Genomic DNA, 16,013 nt, shown 5'->3' with positions numbered 1-16,013 from the left:
ATGAACAAGGTTGCCATCCTCGGCGTGTTTGTCGCCGACACAGCCTATCGCGCTGACCGGATGCCGCGCATGGGCGAGACCATATTGGGAAATTCCTTTGCGCTGGGCCCGGGTGGCAAAGGGTCGAACCAGGCAGTGGCCTGCGCGCGCGTCGGGGCCGAGACGCATATGATCACCCGGTTGGGGGTTGACGATTTCGCCGGCATGGCGCGCAGCACATGGGCCGAGGCAGGCGTGATCGGCCATGTGATCGACACGCCCGACAGTTACACCGGCGCGGCCTATATTTTTGTCGAGGAAGCCTCGGGCGATAACGCGATCATCATCTCGCCCGGCGCCGCGGCCCTGATCACCGCCGCAGATATCGAGGCGAACCGCGACGTGATCGAAGGCGCGGATGTCTTTATCACACAGCTGGAACAACCGATGGATGCGGCGATGCGCGGGCTTCAGATCGCGCGCGCGGCAGGCGTGACCACGATCCTGAATCCCGCCCCGGCGGCCGAACTGCCCGAAGGCATGCTGGCGCTTTGCGATTACGTTACCCCGAACGAGACCGAAACGGCCGAGATCACCGGTATCCCGGTCGAGACCGAGGCCGATGCCGCCCGTGCCGCCGAGGCGCTGAAAGCCGCCGGTGTCGGCACGCCGATCATCACGCTGGGCGAGCGGGGGGTGTATCTGCACAGCCACGGCATTGTCCCCGCCTTCAACGCCGGCCCGGTGGTGGAAACCACCGGCGCGGGCGACGCGTTCAACGGCGGGTTTGCGGCGGCCCTGGCGCGCGGCGAGACCCCGCAAGCGGCGGTGCGCATCGGCTGCGCCACCGCCGGGATCTCGGTCACCCGGCCCGGCACCGCGCCTTCGATGCCCAGCTGGGACGAGGTTGCCGCGTTGTTGGGGTGAGGTTGCGTTGGCCCTTAGCCGGTTAACAGCACCGAAGGTGCCCGGCTGATCGCCAGACCGCCCGTAAGGGCTGGCGATTTTGCGGTTGGCACGCCCGGCAGTTCTGTTGGAGGAACCGGGCTGTCATAAAGTGCCTTAACACACCCGTTGCATCGCCACCCCGCGGTCTTTTGTGCCAGGTGGATGGGATAGGTTTCGGTGCCTCTAGCCGGCCCGGATCATATCCGCCGCCTTCTCGGCGATCATGATCACCGGCGAGGCGGTGTTGCCTGACACGATCTTGGGCATGACCGAGGCATCCACGACGCGCAGACCAGCCACACCATGCACCCGCAACTGGTCGTCGACCACCGCCAACGGGTCGCCGCCCATCTTGCAGGTGCCCACGGGGTGGAAAATGGTGGTGGCAATGTCCCCGACGCCTTGCAGAATTTCTTCGCGGGTGGTCATGGCGGGGCCGGGCAGCAGCTCTTGCGGCGCATAGGGCTTCAGCGCCTCGGCGGCCATGATGTGGCGCACCTGCTCCACCGAAATGGCGGCCACCATCCGGTCGCGTTCGGCAGACAGATAGTTCAACCGAATGTCGGGCTGCACGGCCAGATCGCGCGTGGCGATATGGCAATCCCCCACGCTGTCGGGCCGCAGGTTGCAGACCGACATGGTGATGGCCGGGAACGGGTGCAGCGGGTCACCCAGCTTGTCGGTGCTCAGCGGTTGCACGTGGTATTCCAGATCGGGGGTCTCCAGCGACGGGTCGGATTTGGTGAACAGGCCAAACTGCGACGGCGCCATCGACAACGGCCCCGACCGGCGCAGCGCATAGTCCAGCGCCATGCCGGCCTTGCCCCAGAGCGAGTTCGCCTTCTGGTTCAGCGTCACCGCGTTTTCGATCCTGAAAACGGTGCGGATTTGCAGGTGATCCTGCAGGTTCTCGCCCACGCCGGGGCTGTCATGGGCCACCGCGATCCCCAGATCGTGCAGCCGGTCGGCCTGCCCGATGCCGGACAGTTCCAACAGCTTGGGCGAGTTGATGGCACCGGCGGCCAGCAGCACCTCGCGCCCGGCGCGCGCCTCAACCACCTGACCCTTGTGGCGATAGCGCACGCCGACGGCGCGGCGGCCCTCCATCATCACCGCCTCGGTCTCGGCCTCGGTCACCACGCGCAGGTTGGGCCGCTCCATCGCCGGGCGCAAAAACGCCTTGGAGGTGTTCCAACGCACGCCGCCCTTCTGGTTTACCTCAAAAAAACCCGACCCCTCGTTGGTGCCGGCGTTAAAGTCATCGGTCGGCAGGATGCCGCGCTCAGCCGCGGCGTCCTGAACGGCGTTCAGGATGTCCCAGCTCAGCCGTTGCCGGGCCACCTTCCACTCGCCGCCTTCGCCATGCAGGTCGGTCTCGCCGCCATGGTGATCCTCGGATTTGCGGAAATAGGGCAGCACATCGTCCCAGCCCCAGCCGCGATTGCCCATCTGTGCCCAGTTGTCATAATCGGCGGCCTGCCCGCGCATATAGATCATGCCGTTGATCGAGCTGCACCCGCCCAGAACCTTACCCCGCGGATAAGCAAGCGAGCGGCCGTTCAGCCCCGGTTCCTCGGCGGTGCGCATCATCCAGTCGGTGCGCGGATTGCCCATGCAATAGAGGTAGCCCACCGGGATATGCACCCAATGATAGTTGTCGCGCTGACCGGCCTCCAGCAGCAGCACCCGCGTGCGGCCATCCGCGCTCAGCCGATTGGCCAGCACACAGCCCGCTGTACCGGCGCCAACGATGATATAGTCCCAATCCGCCATGGGCTGTCCTCCCCGCGGTCGAGGCTGGCCCAAATACGCGTCGGGTTCAACGCCCTACCTGTCGCCGGCGGCAAGGCTTGCCCAGAACGGGCGCAGGGCGTCGGTTAGCGCGGTATAGCTGGCATAGCGCCTGGCATAGTGATCCGTCATCGCGGGGTCGGGCGTATAGGACCGGTCGGGGGCGGCCATGGCGTTGGCGGCGGCGGCGTAGCCGGGGAAGAGCTTCAGCCCCACCGCCGCCGACATCGCCGCGCCCAGGGCGCCGGTTTCCTCGGCGCGGGCGACGGTGACGGGGATCTGCAAGACATCGGCAAAGATCTGTGGCCAGACCGGGCTGCGAGCGCCGCCACCCGACAGGATCGCGGTGTCGAACTGCATGCCTGCGCCCGCCATCACGCCGATATGGCGTTTGTGTTCAAACGCCACGCCCTCGAACAACGCGCGCAGCAGGTGCCCTTCGCCGTGCCAGCCGGCCAGCCCGTAAAACCCGGCGCGGAAATCGGCGCCCTGACCCGAGCCGTACAGGAACGGGTGAAAGAACGGATCGTCCGCGGCGGGCGGCGTCGCGGCGACCGCTGTGTTGCAATGGCCAAACGGGTCGTCGTGATGGCCGCCGCGTTCGACCAGGTGGCGCACATACCATTCCAGGTTGGCCGCCGAGGTGGCGCTGGCCTCGAGCGTGACAAACCGCTCGGGGCGGAAGGCGGTGACCATGAACAGGTCGGGATTGGCCGGCGGGGTGGCCGACAGCACCTGGTTGATGCTCCAGCTGCCGGCGATGATGCTGGCCTGCCCGTTCTCGGCCGCCCCCGAGCCCAGGGCGCTGGCCACCACGTCAAACAGGCCCGCCATGACCGGTGTGCCGGCGCGCAGGCCCGTGGCGGCGGCGGCGGCCTCGGTCACGTGGCCGGCGATATCGCTGGGGTTCAAAAGGCGCGGCAGCAGGCCCATGGCGTCGTCCAGGCCATAAAGCTGCATCAGCTCGGTGTCATAGGCCAGCGTTGTCATGTTCAGCAGCCCGCCCCCCGACATGTCGGAGATCTCCGAGACGCGCTGACCGGTCAGGTGCCACGTCACCACGTCCTTGGCGCACAGCACCGTGCCCGCGCGGGCATAGGTGTCGGGCGCGTTCTGTTTCAGCCAGGCCAGCAAGGTGGCGGTTTGCGCCGGCCACGGCATCTGCAAACACCGCGCGTGCAGCTGAGCACCCGATTGTGCCTTCAGCGTGCCGGCAAGGTCAGCAGCGCGCGCATCCAGCGACTGAATGCCGATCAGCCCGTCGCCGGCCTGATCCAGCAGGTAAAGACCGTTGCCATGACCGGCGCAGGCGATGGCGGCGATATCGGCAGGATCGATCCCGGCGCTGGCGATGCAGTCGCGGATCACCTGCTGCGCATTGTCCCACAGCTCGGGGATCGAGCGTTCCACATGGCCCGGCGCGGGTGTGGCCGAGGCGCCATCGCGCCCGGCCATGGCCAGCTGCGTGCCATCGGTGCGGAACAGCACGGCCTTGATCACCGTGTTCCCGGCATCCAGCCCCAGCAGGTAACGTTCGTTCATGGTATCATCCTTGCGTGGATTGGTCTGTGTCGCAACGGGCATCGCGCGCGGCCAGGGTGGCGGGGTCTACCCGGTGAAACCGGTGCAGCGCTGCGCGGAACCGGGTGATCTCGGCCGCGGTTTTTTCCGCCGGCCAGCCGCGCGCCTGCGCCAGCTGGTTGGTCACCGCTTCGATCACCCGCGCGGAGATGGCGCCGGTGATGGCCAGATCGGTACGCCGCTGCAGGATATCGGCGGGGCTTTGCACCATTTCGTTGTCGATGATCCAGCCGATCTCGGAGGTGGTATAGGCGCTGCCCGGGCAAAGCGGCGCGTCGGGTCCGGCGGCGCAATGGCCCAGGATCTCTTCGGCGCGGCTGCCATAATGCTGCAGCATATGTTCGGCGCGGGGCAGGGGCACGTTGAACCTCCGCGACAACGTGTCGGCCTGCCGTTGCAGCGCCGCCTGGTCGGCGGGAAACCCCTGACCGCCGCCAATGGCCCGGTCCAGCGTTGCCACCTTGCGGCTGTGGCCCAGCGCCTCCAGCACCATGTCGGCGGACTGTTCACCAAAGGCGCGGAACGTGGTCCATTTGCCGCCGATCATGCAAAAGACCGGCGGCGTGCCGTCGATGCGGCGGGTGAAATGCCCGCGCGAGATGCGGCCGGTGAACCCCTCGTCGGACCGGGGCAGGGGGCGGACGCCGGAATAGGTATAGACGATCTGGTCCGGCGCGACGCGGATATCGGGGAACACGTGCCTCAGCGAGGTCAGGATATAGTCCAGCTCGTCATCTTCGCACCGCACCGGCCCGGCCTGATCCACCCGCAGATCGGTGGAGCCCAGCAGCACCCGGCCCAGATACGGAAACAGGATGCAGACGCGGCCATCGACATTCTCGAAATAGATCATGTGGCCGTTCAGGGCGGCCAACAGATCGGGGTTGTCGATGATCAGGTGCGAGCCCTTGGTGCCGCCCACGAACCGCGCATTGCCACCGTTCGGCAGCAGGTCGCGATTGGTCTCGTCCAGCCAGGCGCCGGTGGCGTTGACCATGGCCCGGGCGGTCACGTGCACCTCGGCCTGATTGGTCAGGTCGCGCACCAGTATGGTTTCATCCGTGCGGGAAAGTTCGGCGTAGTTCAGCGCGCGGGCCGCCGGGCAGTCGCGCAGCGTGTCGGTGATCAACTCCAGCCCCAGCCGCTCGGGATGCGAGATCCAGGCGTCGTAATAGGTGGCCGAAAATTTCAGCTTGGGGTTCAGCCGCGGCCAGGCGGCGAAGGTGGCGGCACGACCGCGAAAGGTGTGGCGCGGCATCTGGCGGCGTTTCGCGGTGAAGATGTCGTAAAAAGCCAAGCCCAGCTTGATCACCACCGCGCCGCGATTGGCCGGGCGGCTGCGTTTGGTCAGAAACCCCAGCGCGCCGTTGAAAATGCCCGAAAAGACCTGCGTGATCGGCACCGTGGTGGGCAGCGGTCGCACCAGATGCGGGGCATTGCGCAGCAGCGCGTCGCGCTCGGCCAGGCTTTCGCGCACCAGATCGAACTCGCCGTTTTCCAGATAACGCAGCCCGCCATGGATCATGCGCGACGGTGCCGCCGAACAGCCCGAGCAGAAATCCGACCGCTCGACCAGCAGCACCCGCAACCCTTGCAGCGCCAGCTCGCGCCAGGTGCTGATGCCGTTGATGCCGCCGCCGATGACGATGGCGTCAAAGGTCGGGTCGGCGGCCAGGTCGGCCCATGTGTTGGCCCGCGTTTCAGGCATGGCTTCTCTGTTCACCGCAGCCGAGGCCGCGGTGCCTTTCCTCGTTCACTTGTCATGGCGGATTAACCGGTGGTGACGATATCCGTCAGGTGCCGGGCGGCCGCTTCGTTGATGGTTTGGACCTGTTGGTCGGTCAGTCTGATGCGCCCGGCGGCGGCGTTTTCGGCCGCCTGTTCGGGGTTGCGCGCGCCGCACAGGGCAAAGGTGATGCCGGGCTGTTGCAGCGTCCAGGCGATGACGGTTTGCGCGATGGTGGCGTTGTGGTCGGCGGCAATCGGCGCCACCTCGTCCAGCAGGGCGGCCACGCGGGTGCGGTTTTCCACCGAAAAGCGCGGATCGGTGATGCGCAGATCGTCACCTTCGAACACCCGGTCCGGGCCGATCTTGCCCGACAGAAGACCCAGCGCCAGCGACGAATAGCTCAGGATCGACACGCCGTGATCGGCGCAGATCGGCACCAGCTCACCCTCGATCTTGCGGTGGATCATCGAGAACTCTTCCTGAATGCTATCCAGCTGCCCCGCCGCCACATAGGCGCGCAGATCCTCGGCCGTCACGTTCGACGCGCCGGTGGCGCGGATCTTGCCCGCCGATTTCAGCTGCAACAACGCCTCGAGCGTTTCGTCGATCGGCGTCGTGGGGTCCTGCCAATGGGTGATGTACAGGTCCAGGTAATCGGTGCCCAGCCGTTTCAGGCTCTGCTCTACCTCGTGCACGATGCTGTCGGCGCCCAGATAGCGGTGCACCGGCTTATCTTGTTGATCGAAGAAATGGTTGCCCTTCTGCGTGTGCCAGACCAGCCCGCATTTGGTGGCCAGCACCACCTGATCGCGACGGCCCTTGATGGCCTGGCCCACGATCTGTTCCGAATGGCCCATACCATAGGCCGGCGCGGTGTCGATCAGCGACAGGCCCGCGTCCAGCGACGCCTGGATCGCCTTGATCGAGGCCGCGTCATCCGCGCCGCCCCACATCCAACCGCCAATGGCCCAGGTGCCCAGACCCACCGCCGACGCCTCGACGCCCGATGCGCCAATGGGGCGGATCAACATTTCGTCGTTCATGCAGCTTCTCCCTCGCCTTGCATGCTGTCAGCCAGTTCCAGCACCTTCAGTGCCGTGGCCTCGTCCGTAATCAATGTGTCCAGGTATCCGCCGCGCAGTACCGCAAGGATCGGCGCCGCCTTGTTCAGCCCCGATGCCACGCCGATCCGTGTGGGGATGGCGCGCAATTCTTCAAGCGTCAGACTGATCAGTCGCCTGTTGCGTTCGTACTCGCAGGCCGTGCCGTCACCGGTCAGCAGATGTGCAACCAGTTCCGAACGCGCACCGGCGGCCTCGATCGCCTCGCGGTCAATACCGTTGTCGGGGTCCAGTTCGTAATAGGAACTGTCATCGGTCAGGATCGAACCGATGCCCACCATCATGACATCCGCCTGCCGCGCCTGTTCAAATACTTTGCGCACCGGTCCCATCTGCAAAACCATCTCGCGCATTTCTGGCGTGTCGGCAAAAAGTGGCGCGTGAATCTGGTAGGACTGACCGCCCAGCTTGTCTGCCATGATCGCGGCGACGTGGTTCACATCTGTATAGTGTTTGCCCTGCACCAACCCGGTCACAGGATACAAATCCACCGCGCGGCGCGTTCCGCCATCCAGACCCAGCGCCACCGAGCTGACACCCTTGCCCCCGGTGATTGCCAGTGTCATGCCATCCTGCAGGACCGAGGTCAGGTGATTGGCCGCCGCCACCCCAACCTCACGCAGCGCGGTTTCCAGACTGTCGCTTGCCGTCGGGGTGACGACGGCGTTTTTCAGCCCGCCCAGCTCGGTCAGCCGCGCCTCAAGCTCCAGCAGGTCCTGAATGGGCGAGGTGATCTTGATATGCACCAACCCCTCGGCCCGCCCACGCTTGATCATCCGGTTCACGGTGGCATGCGCCACGCCCAGCTCTTTGGCGATATCGGCCTGGCTGCGTTCTTCCAGGTAATACATCACCAGCGCTTTGTGCATCTGGCGGGCTTGGGTCAGGTCGTCGCGTCGGCGGTTGGCGGGCATGGGTATTATCCTTTCGGCATCAGGCTTTGCGCGTGTGCACGATATGATCAATCGTCACCGCAACCAACAAGATGCCACCCTTGATGCCGTCCTGCCAGAACACTGGCACATCCAGCAGCTGCAAGGACGAACTGACCAGCGACAGCAGCGCGATACCCAAGATCGCCCCCAGCACCGAACCCTGGCCGCCATAAAGGCCCGCGCCCCCGATCACCGCGGCGGCGATCACGTTCAGCTCCATCCCCACGCCAAACTGGGGCGGGGCCGCGCCAAAGCGCGACATGAAGATCACGCCGGCCAGCCCCGCCAGGGTGGAACACAGGATAATCGCACCGGCTTTGACCCGCTTGACGCGGATGCCCGAATACTCGGCCGCCTTTTCGTTCGAGCCCACGTAATAGACCCGCCGGAAAATCGTCGCCCGCCGCAGCAGAAAGTCCGCCACACCCACGATGACAAAGAACAGGATCACCACGAAAGGAATTCCGTAAAGGCTGCCCTGGCCCACAAATTTGAACTCGGGCGGCAACGAGAACAGCGACAGCGGCGTGCCTTGCGTCACCACCAGCGTCAGCCCGCGCGCAATGCCCAGAAATGCCAGCGACACGATGAAGTAATGCAGGCCCACGCGCGTGACGAAAAAGCTCATCACCACGCCGATCATCGCCGCCGCCCCGATGCCCATCAGGCTGGCCACCCAGGGGTCCAACCCCACCAGGAACAGCTTGCCCGCCACCGCCATCGTCAGCGCCATGACCGAGCCGACCGACAGGTCGATGCCGCCGACGATCAGCAGGATCGTCATGCCCACCACCACGATGCCCTCGGTAGAGAAGGACAGCAGGATCGCCCGCAGATTGCCCTCGGTCAGGAAATAGGGCGAGGCGAAAGACATGAACACGCTCAACGCCAGAATGATCACGATCAACGCGAATTCGCGCATGCGCACCAGCCGCATCAGCATGCTGGTTTTTGCGCCACTTTGGTTTGTCATGTTGCTCATTGTCTGATCGCTCATCTTCTTACCCCGTCAGCGCCAGGCCCGAGGCCAGCGCCATGATATTCTCTTCTGTCATCTGATCGCCGGACAGCTCGCCGCTGATCCGACCCTCGGCCATCACCAGCACCCGGTCGCACAGCCCGATCACCTCGGGCAGTTCGCTGCTGACCACGATGATGCCCACGCCCTGTTCGGCGAAATCGCGCAGCAGCGCGTGAATCTCGGCCTTGGCGCCCACATCGACGCCGCGCGTTGGTTCGTCCAGCATCATCACCGCGGGGTTCGCCGTCAGCAACTTGGCAATCGCCACCTTCTGCTGGTTGCCGCCCGACAGCGACGACACGTCGTCGCGCAGGCTGCCGGCCTTCAGCCGCAGCTCGGCCCCGTGGGTGCGGGCCTGGTCCATCTCGGCACGCCTGTCCAGCATGCCAAAAGGCGTTGTCACCTTGTCCAGCCGTAGGGCCGAGACATTCTGAGCAATGGGCATGTTCAGGAACACGCCTTCACCTTTGCGGTCCTCGGACAGGTAAACCAGCCCGCTGCGAATGGCGTCGGCATAATCGCGCGGGTGGATGGCGGCGCCGTTCAACTCGACCCGCCCAGCCGTCCGCCGGCGCAGCCCGCACAGCGTCTGCACCAGCTCGCTGCGCCCGGCGCCGATCAGCCCGGCAAGGCCCAGGATCTCGCCCTTGTGCAGCGTCAGGTCAACGCCGCGCACGCGGCCCTCGTCGGCCACGGCCTCGGCGCGCAGGATCACCGGCCCCGCGGTCGGGTCGCCGGTCAGCTTGTCGGGATACAGATGCGTCATCTGCCGGCCCACCAAGGCGTTCACCACATCCTCGGGCGTGGTGTCGGCCACCGGCGTGTCCATCACGTATTCCCCGTCGCGCAGAACGGTCACGTGGTCACAATGTTCAAAAATCTCGGCCATCCGGTGCGAGATGAAAATAATGCTCATGCCCTGCGCCTTCAGCCGGTGCATGATGGCAAACAACGCCTCGGTCTCGCGGTCGGTCAGGGCGGCGGTGGGTTCGTCCAGGATCAGGATCTGGCAATCCAGCGTCAGCGCCTTGGCAATCTCGACCACCTGCTGGTTCGAGATCGACAGATCCCCCACCAGCGTATTCACGTCGATATCGGCCAGCTGTTCGATGGCGGCACGGGCCACCTGACGGACCTCGCGATAGTTCACAAGGAACCCGCCCTCGGTGTTGATGCGTGACATACAGATGTTCTGGGCCACGCTGACCTGCGGGCAAAGGGCGATTTCCTGATGCACAAAGCCGATGCCGGCGCGTTGCGCTTCCAGCGGCGATCGGAACTGGCGCGCGTCGCCGTTCAGAACAATCTGGCCGCTATCGGGCTGCACGATCCCGTCGATAATCTTCATCAGCGTCGATTTCCCGGCGCCGTTTTCCCCGGCCAATGCGTGGATCTCGCCGCGGCGCAGGGTGAAATGCACCCCCTTCAACGCGTGGATCGCACCATAGCTTTTGCGGATATTGGTCAGTTGCAGAACGATGTCATTCAACATGGCCGAAGGTCCTTGGGCGGGGGTATTGCGGGGTGTCCGGGGCGGCCTAGGGAACCGCCCCGAACGGCGTTCACATCACTCGTTGATGCCTTTGGTGCCGCGACGCTTCAGGTACGCGTCCCAGTAGAAGTTGTCGGCGATCTCGGCGGTGATGATCGAGAACCCGTTGTCGACAACCGGCATACCCATCGGGTTAAACCCGGTCTGGGCGTGATCGTTCATCGGGTCGATCAGCTCCGGGTGGGCCGCCATCCACAGCAGCATAAAGCCCCAATAGCCCTGCGCGCCCTGGTTCGGGTTGACCGAGGCAAAGATCTTACCCTCTTTGATCAGGTCCAAAATCTTGCCGTTCACGTCGGCATTGGCGATCTTGATGTCCTTGCCGCTTTCCTCGACCGCCTGCGCGGCACCCAGCGCCGAGCTGGCCTCGGGCATCCAGATGGCGCCCAGGTTCGGGTGCGCCTGGATCATCGACAGGGTCGAGTTATAGGCTTTGGTCGGGTCCTGGTTGGTGGCCGCACGCGCCACCAGCTTCATGTCGGGATACTTGTCTTCCATCCGCGAGATAAAGGCCGAGATGCGCAGGTCGTGGTTGTCTTGGCCGGGGTTTTCCAGCACGGCGTATTCGCCTTTGCCACCCATGGCTTCGGCAATAGCGTCAGCCACGAACGTACCTTCACGCACGTTGTCCGAGGTGATGTAGGAAATCCGCTTCGAATTCGGCGAATCCGCCGCGAAGGTCACCACCGGAATGCCGCCATCCACGGCGCGGTTGATCGGTTCAATGAACGGGTCCGAGTTCATCGGGTGCACCATGATGCCCGCGGGCTTCTTGGCCAGAACCTGCTCGAAACTGGCAAGCTGCTGGGTGATGTCATAGGCCGGGGTGCCGGTGTATTCGGTTTCACAGCCGAACTGCTGTGCGGCCTGTTTGAACATCTCGTAGACCGGGAACCAGTATTCCACCCCCGACACCATCACGTTCATCACGTATTTCTCGCCCGGCTCGCAGCGGAACGGCGTATCCTCGGCGGCAAATGCCGGCGCGGCCGTTGTGGCCAACGCGGCAGCCATCAGTCCTTTGACAAAAGCTTTCATCGCTTCCTCCCATTCGGTTTGCACCCACCCTTCACGATTGTCGCGGCGGGCTGGCATCTGTTGGGCGGCACGTCCTCCTTGTGTCGCCACGCCCCTAACGGTTGGTGGGAATCGTTAAACAGTCAACATATTGATGACAAGGAAATATATTTCCAAACGATGGCTGTATCGTGTATCAAAACTGTATCAATTCAGCAACTTAAGCCCCAGACGAACGCGTTTTTTTGCGCTGTCGACTGATTAACTTTGCGTCGCGCCCCTTGCGCTTTGGCGCTGTTTGCGCAACCACTTCAGGCAATGTTTTCTTGCCAGAGATTGGGGCGCGAGATGGCTGAAAAACCTAAGCATGGCACGGATTTCGATCTGTTCGTGATCGGCGGTGGCATCAATGGCTGTGGCATCGCGCGCGATGCTGCGGGGCGCGGGCTGCGTGTGGGCCTGGCCGAGATGAATGACCTGGCCTCGGCCACGTCTTCGGCCTCGACCAAGCTGTTCCATGGCGGCTTGCGGTATTTGGAGTTTTTCGAGTTCCGTTTGGTGCGCGAGGCATTGATCGAACGCGAAACCTTGCTGCGCGCCATGCCACATATCAGCTGGCCGATGCGATTCGTGCTGCCGTATCACCGCGAAATGCGGTTCGATAGCGCCACGCCGACATCCAAATTGCTGACCTTCTTCATGCCTTGGATGAAGGGCCGCCGCCCGGCATGGCTGATCCGGTTGGGCCTGTTTCTTTACGACAATCTGGGGGGGCGCAAGATCCTGCCGGGCACCGAAACACTCCGGCTTCCCGGCACACCAGAGGGGCGGCCACTGAACCGCAAATTTGTGCGCGCCTACGAGTATTCTGATTGCTGGGTTCAGGATTCGCGACTTGTGGCGCTGAACGCACGGGATGCGGCAGATCGCGGGGCGCAGGTCATGACCCGCACGCGTGTCTCTGGTGTGGACAGCCATGGCGATCACTGGGCCGTCACGCTGACCGATGCCGATACCGGCGACACCCGGCAGGTCACGGCGCGCATGTTGGTCAACGCCGCCGGGCCCTGGGTTGCCGACATGATCCACAACACCCTGCGCATCAATGCGCCTGCGGGCGTGCGGCTGGTACGCGGCAGCCATATCGTGGTGCCGCGCCTTTACGACCACGACAAATGTTATTTCTTCCAAGGTCAGGACGGTCGGATCATCTTTGCCATTCCCTACGAGGAAGACTTCACCCTGATCGGCACCACCGATGCCGACCACGACGCGCCCGATGTGAAACCCGAATGTACCGAGGAAGAGGCCGATTATCTATGCGCCTTCGCCTCGCAATATTTCGAACAGCCGGTGACGCGCGATCAGGTGGTGTGGACCTATTCCGGTGTGCGCCCGCTTTACGATGACGGCGCCACCTCGGCCACGGCGGCCACGCGCGACTATGTGCTGAAGGTCGAAGATACCGGCACCGCCCCGGTGCTCAGCGTCTTTGGCGGCAAGATCACCACCTATCGCCGGCTGGCCGAAAGCGCGCTGGACAAGATCGCGCCCTATTTCCCCGGCCTGCCCGACAAATGGACCGCCGGCGTGCCGCTGCCGGGGGGCGATTTCCCGGTGGATGGCGTGGACGGGCTGATCGCACAGCTGCGCGCCGCGCATCCGTTTTTGTCAGCCCGCCATGCCAAACGGCTGATCCGCACCTATGGGGCCGAGGCCGCCGAGATGCTGCGCGGGGCCACCGCGCTCGCGGATCTGGGCCGTGATTTCGGTGCCGAGCTTTACGAGGTCGAGCTGCGCTGGCTGATGGACCGCGAATTCGCCCGCCGCGCCGAGGATGTGCTGTGGCGGCGCACCAAGCTGGGATTGCATCTTGACGACGCGCAGGCCGCAGCGCTGGATAGCTGGATGGCGGCCAACGCACCGCAGGGAGGATAAGCATGAGCCACATACTGGCCTTTGACCAAGGCACCACGTCCAGCCGCGCCATCGTGTTTGACGCGGGCCTGACGGCCAAAGCGTCCGCGCAGGAAGAGTTCACTCAGCATTTCCCGCAATCGGGCTGGGTGGAGCACGCGCCCGCCGATCTGTGGGCTACCACGCTGGCCACCGGCCGCGCGGCGCTGGACAAGGCCGGGCTGACCGCCGGCGACATCGCTGCCATCGGCATCACCAACCAGCGCGAAACCACGCTGGTCTGGGATCGCGAGACCGGCGAACCGATCCACCGCGCCATCGTCTGGCAGGACCGCCGCACCGCCGGCATCTGCGACGCGCTCAAGGCCGATGGCCACGAGCCGATGATCACCGCGCGCACCGGCCTGCTGCTTGACCCATATTTCTCGGGCACCAAGCTGAAATGGCTGCTGGACAATGTCGACGGCGCCCGCGCCCGGGCCGAGGCCGGGCAGCTGATCTTTGGCACCGTCGACACGTTCCTGATCTGGAAGCTGACCGGCGGCGCGTCCCATGTGACCGACGCCACCAACGCCGCGCGCACGCTGATGTACAACATCGCCGATGGCGCGTGGGATGCCGAGATCTGTGCGCTACTGGGCGTACCCATGGCCATGCTGCCCGAGGTGCGCGATTGCGCCAGCGATTTCGGCACCACCGACCCGGCGCTGTTTGGCGCCGCCATCCCGATCCTGGGTGTGGCGGGCGACCAGCAGGCCGCGACCATCGGGCAGGCCTGCTTTCAGCCCGGCATGATGAAATCGACCTATGGCACCGGTTGTTTCGCGCTGCTGAACACCGGCGACACCATGGTGACCTCGCAAAACCGGATGCTGACCACGATCGCCTATCAGCTGGACGGCAAGGTGACCTATGCGCTGGAGGGTTCGATCTTTGTGGCCGGGGCCGCGGTGCAATGGCTGCGCGACGGGCTGGGCATTATCGAGGCGGCGGATCAGACGCAAGCGCTGGCCGAAACCGCCGATGCGGGGCAGGACGTGATCCTGGTGCCCGCCTTCACCGGCCTTGGCGCGCCTTACTGGAACGCCGAATGCCGCGGTGCGGTTTACGGGCTGACCCGTGGCAGTGGGCCGGCCGAGTTTGCCCGCGCCGCGCTGCAAAGCGTGGGCTATCAGACCCGCGATCTGCTGCAGGCGATGCAGGCCGACTGGGGCGCGCAGGGCGGCGATGCGGTGCTGCGGGTGGATGGCGGCATGACCGCCTCGGACTGGACGATGCAGTTTCTGGCCGACATCACCGGTGCCGCCGTTGACCGGCCGCATATTCTGGAAACCACCGCGCTGGGCGCGGCTTGGCTGGCGGGCATGCGCGCGGGGATCTGCCCCGATATGGACGGCTTTGCCGCCAACTGGGCGCGCGAGCGGCAATTCACCCCGCAGATGGACGAGGGGACGCGCAGTGCCAAATACGCCGCATGGGGCCGCGCGGTGCAGGCCACGTTGTTGGTCTGAAGTTCAGAAATCGACCGTCACGCCGGGCAGGTTCAGCGCGATCATCAGGTCGCGCAGCTCTTGCCGGGCAGCCAGGTTCGACAGGTTCAGGTTCCCAACACCCAGATCGCGCAGATCGAGCAGCGTGGTGCCATTGGGGAACAGCTCGCGAAAGATCACCCGCTCGTTGAACCCGGGCGCCACGCGGAAACCGATGCGGCGGGCCAGCGTGTCCAGTGCCTCGCCCATCTTCTTCTTGTTGTGCATGTTTTGCGCGCCCACCCGATTGCGCAGCACCACCCAGTCAATCGCGCTGAGGCCGGCTTGCGCGCGTAACTGGCGCGCGCTCCACACCATTTCGGAATAGACAGACGGACCCAGAATTCGACCGTCATCGGCATCGGTGCGCGCCAAGAGGTCGAAATCAACAAAGCTGTCATTCAGCGGCGTGATCAGCGTGTCGGCCAGCGAATGCGCGACCTGACTGAGCCGCGTGTGCGAGCCGGGGCAATCGATCAGGATGAAATCGGCGTCCTGCTCCATCCCGGACACGGCCATGGACAGGCGGCGGTCAAAAATGTTTTCGCCGGGCTGCAGGCTGTCCTTGTCGATCTCTGGCAGGTCGCGGTATTCCGGTGTCGGCAGGTTCAGGCCATGTTTGGCACAAAATTTCTGGCGATTGTCGATATAGCGGCCAAAGCTGCGTTGCCGCAGGTCCAGATCCAGCGTTCCCACCTTGTGACCCATGCGCGACAACGCGGTGGCAACATGCATCGACATGGTCGATTTGCCCGCACCGCCCTTTTCGTTCCCCACAACGATGATATGCGCCATGCCTTACCCCTTGGTCGTGCCGCAGCTTAGCGCCGCATGCTTTGACAAACACTATATGTGGTGTGATGGGGTGGGGGAAGCGGTATATAGCGGTTATC

At 64.5% G+C, this 16,013-nt stretch carries 12 protein-coding genes; 3 read left to right on the top strand and 9 right to left on the bottom strand.

All coding sequences use genetic code 11. The annotated features are described in order from the left end of the window. The gene (locus tag ACMU_RS14660; RefSeq protein ID WP_035260942.1) at positions 1-906 is read left to right on the top strand and encodes a ribokinase; all 906 of its coding nucleotides are present in this window, start codon (positions 1-3) and stop codon (positions 904-906) included. Between the two features lie 204 nt (positions 907-1,110). On the opposite strand, the gene ACMU_RS14655 is transcribed toward ACMU_RS14660, so the two are convergent. The 8 genes from ACMU_RS14655 to ACMU_RS14620 form a co-directional block, all read right to left on the bottom strand. Then, on the bottom strand, positions 1,111-2,700 hold the full coding sequence (locus tag ACMU_RS14655) for a GMC family oxidoreductase (RefSeq protein WP_035260941.1): 1,590 nt from the start codon (positions 2,698-2,700) through the stop codon (positions 1,111-1,113). Positions 2,701-2,754: 54 nt separating this feature from the next. After that, positions 2,755-4,260 carry an FGGY-family carbohydrate kinase gene (locus tag ACMU_RS14650; RefSeq protein WP_035261113.1) on the bottom strand — a complete coding sequence of 502 codons (1,506 nt, stop codon included), beginning with the start codon at positions 4,258-4,260 and terminating at the stop codon, positions 2,755-2,757. Positions 4,261-4,264: 4 nt separating this feature from the next. Beyond that, positions 4,265-6,007 carry a glycerol-3-phosphate dehydrogenase/oxidase gene (locus ACMU_RS14645; protein WP_035260939.1) on the bottom strand — a complete coding sequence of 581 codons (1,743 nt, stop codon included), beginning with the start codon at positions 6,005-6,007 and terminating at the stop codon, positions 4,265-4,267. A 62-nt stretch (positions 6,008-6,069) separates the two neighbouring features. Further along, a complete protein-coding gene (locus ACMU_RS14640; protein ID WP_035260937.1) occupies positions 6,070-7,071 on the bottom strand; it encodes an aldo/keto reductase in 1,002 nt (333 codons plus the stop codon). Continuing rightward, positions 7,068-8,063, bottom strand: a complete 996-nt coding sequence (locus ACMU_RS14635; protein ID WP_035260935.1) for a sugar-binding transcriptional regulator — start codon at positions 8,061-8,063, stop codon at positions 7,068-7,070. Before ACMU_RS14635 ends, ACMU_RS14640 begins: the two co-directional genes overlap by 4 nt. Positions 8,064-8,082: 19 nt before the next feature. Further along, a complete protein-coding gene (locus ACMU_RS14630) occupies positions 8,083-9,081 on the bottom strand; it encodes an ABC transporter permease (RefSeq protein ID WP_152544634.1) in 999 nt (332 codons plus the stop codon). Between the two features lie 4 nt (positions 9,082-9,085). Beyond that, on the bottom strand, positions 9,086-10,597 hold the full coding sequence (locus ACMU_RS14625; protein WP_152544633.1) for a sugar ABC transporter ATP-binding protein: 1,512 nt from the start codon (positions 10,595-10,597) through the stop codon (positions 9,086-9,088). A 75-nt stretch (positions 10,598-10,672) separates the two neighbouring features. Continuing rightward, a complete protein-coding gene (locus ACMU_RS14620) occupies positions 10,673-11,695 on the bottom strand; it encodes a substrate-binding domain-containing protein (protein WP_035261109.1) in 1,023 nt (340 codons plus the stop codon). 327 nt (positions 11,696-12,022) lie between these two features. Between ACMU_RS14620 and glpD the strand changes: the two genes are divergently transcribed. Together glpD and glpK are read left to right on the top strand one after the other, a co-directional pair. Next, positions 12,023-13,612, top strand: a complete 1,590-nt coding sequence (gene glpD / locus ACMU_RS14615) for a glycerol-3-phosphate dehydrogenase (protein WP_035260934.1) — start codon at positions 12,023-12,025, stop codon at positions 13,610-13,612. 2 nt (positions 13,613-13,614) lie between these two features. Continuing rightward, positions 13,615-15,102: a glycerol kinase GlpK gene (gene glpK / locus ACMU_RS14610; protein WP_035260932.1), complete on the top strand. Its 1,488-nt coding sequence runs from the start codon at positions 13,615-13,617 to the stop codon at positions 15,100-15,102. A 3-nt stretch (positions 15,103-15,105) separates the two neighbouring features. Here glpK and ACMU_RS14605 read toward each other — a convergent pair whose 3' ends face one another. Next, a complete protein-coding gene (locus ACMU_RS14605; protein ID WP_035260930.1) occupies positions 15,106-15,915 on the bottom strand; it encodes a division plane positioning ATPase MipZ in 810 nt (269 codons plus the stop codon). Positions 15,916-16,013 lie beyond the last annotated feature (98 nt).

It is taken from the genome of Actibacterium mucosum KCTC 23349 (assembly GCF_000647975.1).
GTDB classification, from domain to species: Bacteria; Pseudomonadota; Alphaproteobacteria; order Rhodobacterales; family Rhodobacteraceae; genus Actibacterium; species Actibacterium mucosum.
This window is presented reverse-complemented; position numbering and strand designations above follow the sequence as displayed.

Coding starts and splice junctions, on each gene's coding strand:
- ACMU_RS14635 (WP_035260935.1), bottom strand. CDS start 8,063: ATGCCCGCCAACCGCCGACGCGACGACCTGACCCAAGCCCGCCAGATG.
- glpK (WP_035260932.1), top strand. CDS start 13,615: ATGAGCCACATACTGGCCTTTGACCAAGGCACCACGTCCAGCCGCGCC.
- ACMU_RS14620 (WP_035261109.1), bottom strand. CDS start 11,695: ATGAAAGCTTTTGTCAAAGGACTGATGGCTGCCGCGTTGGCCACAACG.
- ACMU_RS14605 (WP_035260930.1), bottom strand. CDS start 15,915: ATGGCGCATATCATCGTTGTGGGGAACGAAAAGGGCGGTGCGGGCAAA.
- glpD (WP_035260934.1), top strand. CDS start 12,023: ATGGCTGAAAAACCTAAGCATGGCACGGATTTCGATCTGTTCGTGATC.
- ACMU_RS14655 (WP_035260941.1), bottom strand. CDS start 2,700: ATGGCGGATTGGGACTATATCATCGTTGGCGCCGGTACAGCGGGCTGT.
- ACMU_RS14625 (WP_152544633.1), bottom strand. CDS start 10,597: ATGTTGAATGACATCGTTCTGCAACTGACCAATATCCGCAAAAGCTAT.
- ACMU_RS14630 (WP_152544634.1), bottom strand. CDS start 9,081: ATGAGCGATCAGACAATGAGCAACATGACAAACCAAAGTGGCGCAAAA.
- ACMU_RS14660 (WP_035260942.1), top strand. CDS start 1: ATGAACAAGGTTGCCATCCTCGGCGTGTTTGTCGCCGACACAGCCTAT.
- ACMU_RS14645 (WP_035260939.1), bottom strand. CDS start 6,007: ATGCCTGAAACGCGGGCCAACACATGGGCCGACCTGGCCGCCGACCCG.
- ACMU_RS14640 (WP_035260937.1), bottom strand. CDS start 7,071: ATGAACGACGAAATGTTGATCCGCCCCATTGGCGCATCGGGCGTCGAG.
- ACMU_RS14650 (WP_035261113.1), bottom strand. CDS start 4,260: ATGAACGAACGTTACCTGCTGGGGCTGGATGCCGGGAACACGGTGATC.